The organism is Dialister sp. UBA1703 (assembly GCA_002320515.1).
Lineage (GTDB): Bacteria > Bacillota > Negativicutes > Veillonellales > Dialisteraceae > Dialister.
In genome coordinates this window covers 1-6,086 of the sequence record DCJJ01000146.1, presented here as the reverse complement: position 1 = coordinate 6,086, position 6,086 = coordinate 1, and the positions used below count along the sequence as shown (strand labels likewise).

Below are 6,086 nucleotides of genomic sequence, written 5' to 3'. Positions count from 1 at the left end.
TGGAGGTCCTATGCAGGACCTCCACAATTCTACATAACTACCCTGGGCGGAGCCCTCAACCTGTCCGGGAGGCGTAGCCGGTCCCGGACAGAACCCTGGCGGCCCAGGGCCGTCAGGCCCGATGGCTGCCTCAACCCTCGCGCCCGAAATGGCGCGAGGGCCTTCGGGAATACAGTTTAGCATCGTATCTGCATGGAGCAGCCTGCGGCGTGTCAATATAATAATAAAGGAGGGGATTTCTGTGGAAGATGTAAAAGATTTAATCGGCCGTCTCATGAACCATGTAGACGGCAGCAGCTTTTCCGATGAAGAACTGAAAAGGCAGATCAATGCCATATACAGCATTTACGCCGGTATTATGGGCTCCGAGCAGATTATCGTGCAGGCCAGCCGGTACAATGCGCTGAAATACATACATGATGAAAATCCCCGCATCCGCCTTCTGGGCATGGAGCGGCTCATTCTCGAAAGCAGGGATTACACCCGGGTGCCTACGGACGAAGACATTCCCGCCATTCTGGACAAACTGGAAGATAAACTGGCGGAAATGCTGGCCCGCCAGGCGGTGGAACGGCAGCTGGAAGAAAAAATTGCCGACCGTCTCGAAGAAAGGCACCAGGAGTATGTAGATGAAATCCGCCAGGAAATCATAGACGAAGAGACGGGGGACACGGAAACGCCCCAGAGCCGCCGCAAAATGGAAAAACTGGAAGCCCTGGACAAAGTGAAGCTCACCACCACCATTATGAACGTGGTGCGCCCCCGGAACCTTTCGGAAATCGTAGGCCAGAACCGGGCGGTGAAAGCCCTCTTCTCCCGCATCGCCTCCCCCTATCCCCAGCACCTTATCCTCTACGGGCCGCCGGGAGTGGGCAAAACCACCGCCGCCCGGCTGGTGCTTGACGAAGCGAAGAAACTGTCCTACACCGCCTTCGGTGAAAACGCTCCCTTCGTGGAATGCGACGGCACCACCCTCCGCTGGGACGAACGGGACATTACCAACCCCCTCATCGGCTCCGTCCACGACCCCATCTACCAGGGCGCCAGCCGCCAGCTGGCGGACGACGGCATACCGGAACCGAAGCCCGGCCTGGTCACCGAAGCCCACGGCGGTGTCCTCTTCATCGATGAAATCGGCGAACTGGACCCCATGATGCTGAACAAACTCCTGAAAGTACTGGAAGACAAAAGGGTGTACTTTGAATCCGCCTACTACGACGAAGACAATCCTGCCGTACCGGACTACATCAGGAAACTCTTCAAGGACGGCGCACCTGCCGATTTCATCCTTATCGGCGCCACCACAAGACAGCCCGAAGAAATCAACCCCGCCATCCGCTCCCGCTGCGCCGAAGTCTTCTTCGACCCCCTCCAGCCCAGGGATGTAGTGGAAATCGTGCGCCATGCGGCGGACAAACTCCACGTCCATCTGGAAGAAGGGGTGGCTGACCTCATCAGCACCTACACCATGGAAGGCAGAAAGGCGGTGAGCCTCCTGGCCGACGCCTACGGCCTCGCCGTCTACGAAAGCGGAAACGCCTATGAAGTCACCATTACCCTGGACCTCATGAAACGCACCGCCCAGGCCAGCCGCCTCTCCCCCTGGGTAGGCCGCGTGAAGAAAGGAAACCCCAGAGTAGGCCACATTTACGGCCTTGGCGTATCCGGCTACTGGGGAAGCACCATAGAAATCGAAACCGCCGTCTTCCCTGCCAGAGAAAAAGGCAAAGGCACCATTCGCTTCAACGACACCGCCGGCTCCATGGCCAAAGATTCTGTGGCCACCGCTGCCGCCGTAGTGCGCCTCGTCACCGGCAAAGATCTCTCGGACTACGACCTTCATGTCAACATCGTAGGCGGAGGCAACATCGACGGCCCCTCTGCCGGCGCCGCCATCACCTGCGCCATCGTCTCCGCCCTGGAAAACATCCCCCTCCGCCAGGACTGGGCCGTCACCGGCGAAATCTCCCTCTCCGGCGACGTGAAACCGGTAGGCGGCGTCATGGAAAAAGCCTTCGGCGCCCGCCAGGCCGGCATGAAAGGCATCCTCATTCCGGCGGAAAACAAAGCGGACATCGACGCCAAAACACTTGGCATCGATGTCATCCCCGTTACCCATATCAGGAACGTACTGGATACCATGCTGGTGAAATAGTGGGATAGTGGGCTGGTGTTCTAGTGTGCTGGTGGGACAGTGAAGACCGCTGTCATCTGTCGTCTATCCGCTGTCCGCTTTCCGCCGCTTGCTCGTCATCCTGAGCGCAGCGAAGGATCTCGGTCAGAATAGTAAGTGAGGGAAAGCCGGTAAATACCGGTCGGCGGGAAGGTCAGACGGTCAGACGGCAGAAAACTGTATTCCCGAAAGCAAGAGGGTTCAGGTGCCTTTCGGCATCCGGTTCAAGGTGCTGTCGGTGCAAGTCCCCTTAGCACCTCAGGTTCGGCCCGGGAACGGCTCCGCCTTCCGGGCTGGTTCAAAGGAAGTTATGTAGTATCGCTGCCGCTGGAGAGGTGGGCGCCTCCGGCGCCATTTTATAATGCGCCCGCAGGGCGCCACCACAACCCTCGGCCCGAAGGGCCGTCAAACCTAAGAACCCTCCGGCCCGTGGCCGGTCAATCCTAAGAACCTTTCCCTCTGAACCCTCTGAACCCCGGGTCGCAAAGCGGCCATATAAAACCTGCGGCGCCAGCAGCCACCACCACCCTTGTGCCTGAAAGGCCCGTCAAACCTGAGAACCTTCCGGCCGAAGGCCGGTCAAACTTTAGAACCTTAAGAACCTTCGGGGCCAGAGGCCCCGTCCCCCTTTGGTGCCTTCGGCACCACCTTCCCCCCCCGCAAGCGGTGGGACAACAAAGCTCCGCGAGGCTATTTTCTCATAAGTGGCTTAATGCAGAGCGCGGGTTGTTCTGCCCCCTGAATAGGGGTGGCAAGGGAACTTGGTTCGTAGGGGAGCGGAAGCGACCTGAGAACCAAGTGACACGCTTCCCTTTGGGGAAGTCCGGCGTAGCCGGATAGGGGGTGGCCACCGCAGGTGGCCAATTCAGCAGAACGGTATATGGAGAGATGAGTTACAAGTGCTTTTCCCGTATTGGCGGCGAGCGCAGCGAGTCCACTCCGCTGCTGCGAAGCAGCATATACACTCATTGCCGCCAAAGGCGGCAATCCACCACCCTCTGAACCCTTCCCCCGGCCCCCTGTCCCCTTTTCTTTATAAAATAAATAGGTTATAATTGTTTTTATAATACATGCATAAAAAGCAGGTATTGGATACAGCGGGAGATGATGGGTATGAAAAAGCTGAGGGAGCTGATTTGCCTTGTATCCATGCCTGCTTTTTCTATCATCTTCATAGCAGTCCTTCTGCTTGACGCCGCCCTGTACCATTCCATGTACACCGATATGCAGGCCAGTTTCCACGAGGTAGGTGAGGCCCGCCTGGCCTGGATAGAACAGTCTCTCCAGCGGTATGTGGATATTACGGAAATCATGGAAGGCCGGGTGGTGGAAAAAGAGGGGAAGGCCGTGCCGGATCAGGCCAAACTGGCGGACTTTGTGAAAATGGATGCCGCCCTCCGCAGTATCCAGCTCGTCCAGGCGGATGGAACCTTTCACGGATACAATCAGGACAGCAATATACGGTATTTCCTGCATGTAGAGGACAGCCCGCTCGGGAAGGTGGCGGAGAATACACGAAAAGCGGAGAAGGTGAGCATTACCCCTTCCGTGGAAGTGGGGGAGAATCTTTATGACATTGTGGTGCTCCGCCCTGTCTACCTGACTGGGGAAGACGGGAGCCGCCAATTCTGGGGCTATATCATAGCCATCATTGATACGGACATCTTCCTCCACGATGCCAATATTACAAACCTGAAGGATCAGTACGTGCTCTGCGGCCTCTTCCATCGGGAAGGAGACGGCACTATCCGGTCTCTCTATGAAAACGGCAATTACAGCCATGATGCCCTGACACTTGAGCGCGTCCTTTTCGACGACATCTGGATCATTGACCTTCGGCCCGACGGCCCCTGGGTAAACCCCTGGCTCATGATTCTCACCACCTGGGCCGGCGTAATGACTGCGCTGGCGGTGGGCGTGCTGTTGCGCCGCAATGCCCGCCTGCACCGCATGGGCACCACCGACGCATTAACCGGCGTGTACAACAGAAACGGCGGCGACTGGGCGGTGAAGCGCTGCCTGGAAATGCATGGAGGAAGGCCGGCACTGGTGCTGGCAGTGGATATTGATAATTTCAAAATCATTAACGACGTCTACGGTCACGAAGCGGGGGACAGAGCCCTCTGCCAGTTTACAAAGGACATGAAGGAAACCTTCGGCCACCGGGCGGTCATTACCAGAAACGGGGGCGATGAATTTATTATCTTCTGCAGATATGGGTTCACCGCCCAGGCCGCACAGGCCATTGACACCTTCACCAGCCGGCCCCATGAAATTATTTACAAAGGGAAAGCCGTCCGCTTCTTCTCTTCCCTGGGATTTGCCCGCTATCCCGATCACGACACAGACTACCGCAGCCTCTGCATCAAGGCGGACTATGCTCTCTACGGCGCCAAACTGAACGGCAAAGCAAGGTGGAAGGAATTCGATTCCCGCGTGGTGCTGGAAGACACCCGCACCCAGCTGGGGTTCAACCTTACGGACATAGGAAACCAGATGCCCGGCGCCATGATTATATACCGGGCAGAAGACAAACGAATCCTCTTTGCCAGCAGCCGTCTCGTGGAATTGATGGAAGCGGATAGTTTGGACGATTTCATGAAATACACAGCCATGGAGGCAGACCGCATATTCCCTGAAAACAGGCGGGCAGCCATGGGCAAAGAAATGGCAAGGCAGATTCATAATCCGGAAAACCGCCGAAACAGCTATTTCCTCCATGAATCCATCCTGACTCTGAAGGGAAATCTCCGGCCCGTGGAAATGATAGGCCACCTGGCCCGGAATGATAACTACGGCTGGGTATACTACGTATTTCTTTATGAAGAAAACCTGGAGAAAAAGCTGCAGAAAAAAGTAATGATACCCTTTTCTGCAGCTCCTTCTTTTATGCAAAGGAGCACTAAATGGACATACGATACTACGACATAGGACTGAACCTTTTCACCCCCTCCTTTCCCGACCCGGAAAAGATTATAGAAGACGCCGAAGCGGCGGGAATCAAATGCATATTAACCGGCTCCGACCGGAAAGACAACGAACTGGTGAATGACTTCACCAAAACCCATGACCTCTATGGCACTGCCGGTATCCATCCCCACAGCACCGACCATGCCCGGGAAGAAGACGTGGAACGCATCCGGGAAATCATCCTCACCAACCCCGCCGTCAAAATGGTAGGGGAAACGGGCCTGGACTACGACCGCATGTATGCCAGAAAAGAAAACCAGCTCCACTATTTCAAAGAACTCATCCGCCTGGCAGAAGAACTCCATAAACCCATGTTCCTCCATCTCCGGGACGCGGAAGACGACTTCATGGCCTGCTTCAAAGGACATGAAGACATCTGCCCCCTGTCTGTGGTACACTGCTATACAGGAAACAAAGAAACCCTCCGGAAACTCCTGGACATGGGCTTCTACATCGGCATCACCGGCTGGATCTGCGATGAAAGAAGAGGAGACGCCCTGAGGGACGCCGTCTCCATCCTCCCCCTGGACAGGGTCATGGTCGAAACCGACGCCCCCTACCTCACCCCCAGAGGTTTCCATCTCAAAAGAACCAACGTCCCCCAGAACATCACCTACGTAGTAGAAACCCTGGCCTCCTACATGCACGTCACCGCAGAAGACCTCCGCCTTCACGCTTTGGAAAATACGGAAAAAGTCTTCGGCATTCGATAGAAGAAGCTTTAAGGACAAGCCCCTTTGGAGCTTGAGGGTTCAGGCACCTTTCGGCGCCCGGGTTCTATCGTTCGTGTTGCGCTCTGAACGATGGGTTCGGTGTGCAGAGCGGGCTGGTTCAGAGGGTAGTTTTATATGCCGCTGCCTGGGGCAGCGAAAACCGTCCAACCGAGCTCCGCTCAGGGGGCCGCCGATTGGCGGTCAGGACCGCGATGGAGCATCCTATCGGT

General features: G+C 56.3%; 3 protein-coding genes. All 3 read left to right on the top strand.

What is annotated here, in order from left to right; genetic code table 11:
- The first annotated feature begins 241 nt into the window (after positions 1-241).
- The 3 genes from lonC to B2Y11_RS06425 all read left to right on the top strand — a co-directional run bounded on the left by lonC (position 242) and on the right by B2Y11_RS06425 (position 5,856).
- Entirely contained in the window at positions 242-2,155 is a 1,914-nt protein-coding gene (gene lonC, locus B2Y11_RS06435; RefSeq protein WP_291057463.1) for a Lon family ATP-dependent protease, read from the top strand.
- A gap of 1,131 nt (positions 2,156-3,286) precedes the next feature.
- The gene (locus B2Y11_RS06430; protein ID WP_291057461.1) at positions 3,287-5,104 is read left to right on the top strand and encodes a sensor domain-containing diguanylate cyclase; all 1,818 of its coding nucleotides are present in this window, start codon (positions 3,287-3,289) and stop codon (positions 5,102-5,104) included.
- Entirely contained in the window at positions 5,080-5,856 is a 777-nt protein-coding gene (locus tag B2Y11_RS06425) for a TatD family hydrolase (RefSeq protein ID WP_291057459.1), read from the top strand. Before B2Y11_RS06430 ends, B2Y11_RS06425 begins: the two co-directional genes overlap by 25 nt.
- Positions 5,857-6,086: the final 230 nt, after the last annotated feature.